The sequence below is a fragment of the Alcanivorax sp. HI0083 genome (assembly GCF_001635175.1).
Genome location: NZ_LWFX01000058.1, coordinates 1 through 1,095 on the forward strand (window position 1 = coordinate 1; position 1,095 = coordinate 1,095).

Annotated in this window: 2 protein-coding genes; both read left to right on the top strand. The window is 58.3% G+C overall.

Annotation, left to right across the window (positions count from 1 at the left end; all coding sequences use genetic code 11):
* The coding region (locus A3754_RS00635; RefSeq protein WP_156496642.1) for a DUF1295 domain-containing protein at window positions 1-477 on the top strand (477 nt) is incomplete at its 5' end.
* On the top strand, window positions 474-1,095 hold a 622-nt coding region (locus A3754_RS00640; RefSeq protein WP_156496643.1), incomplete at its 3' end, for a cyclopropane-fatty-acyl-phospholipid synthase family protein. The genes A3754_RS00635 and A3754_RS00640, both read left to right, overlap by 4 nt.

The following is a 1,095-nucleotide window of genomic DNA, read 5'->3' on the forward strand; positions in this document are numbered from 1 at the left end:
AAAGCGCAGCCTGTGTTCCTGGTTTTCTTCTGGGGCCAGGCGCTACTGGCCTGGGGTTTTGCGCTCACGTTCTGGGTGGTGGGCGAGCAGGATCAGTTTGCGCCCCCGTTGGTTTTGCTGGGCGTTGTTGTCGGTTTGCTGGCCATCGCCGGGGAAGCCCTGGCAGACAAGCAGTTGGCCGATTTCAAAAAGCGGCCTGACAGCAAAGGCAAGACCTGCCGTGAAGGGTTCTGGCGCTACAGTCGCCATCCCAACTATTTCTGCGAGTGGTTGCACTGGGTCAGTTACCCCGTGATGGCCATCGGTGCGCCGTACGCGGGCTGGCTGTGGTTGTTGCCCCTGGCCATGTTCGTATTCCTGTGGTTCGCCACAGGCATCCCCTATACCGAAAAACAGGCGCTCAAATCCCGCGGCGATGACTACCGTGATTATCAGCGCACGACGAGTGCGTTCTTTCCCTGGAGACCCAAATCATGATGATTCAAATGGCGGAATCGGGGCTGCTGCCCGATGGACTGGTGCGTTTTGGTATTCGTCGTCTGCTGGGGCAGCGCCTTGAACAGGAAAAACAACGCAGTAACCGCCAGACGTTCGAAGAGGCCTTGCGACAGGGGCCTGTTGCGGTGGGCCAGGACGAGGCCAATGAGCAGCATTATGAAGTGGATGCCCGCTTCTATGAGCAGGTGCTGGGGCCGTACCTGAAGTATTCCAGCGGCTATTGGCCGAATCCCTCAAGTACCCTGGAAGAGGCAGAGCGGGTGATGCTGGCGATGACCTGTGAGCGGGCAGAGCTGGAAGATGGCCAGGATGTGCTGGAAATGGGGTGTGGCTGGGGATCGCTGACGTTGTGGATGGCGCAGCAGTATCCCAATAGCCGGATTACCGCGATTTCCAATTCGTCGTCCCAGCGTGCTTTTATTCTCGGGCGCGCTGCAGAGCGGGGNCTGGATAATGTGGATGTGATCACCGCGGATGCCTCTGTGTATCAGCCGCAGCAGCCCTACGATCGGGTGGTGTCGGTGGAAATGTTTGAGCACATGCGCAATCACAAAACGTTGATGGCGCGTATTCATGACTGGTTGAAGCCGGGTGGCA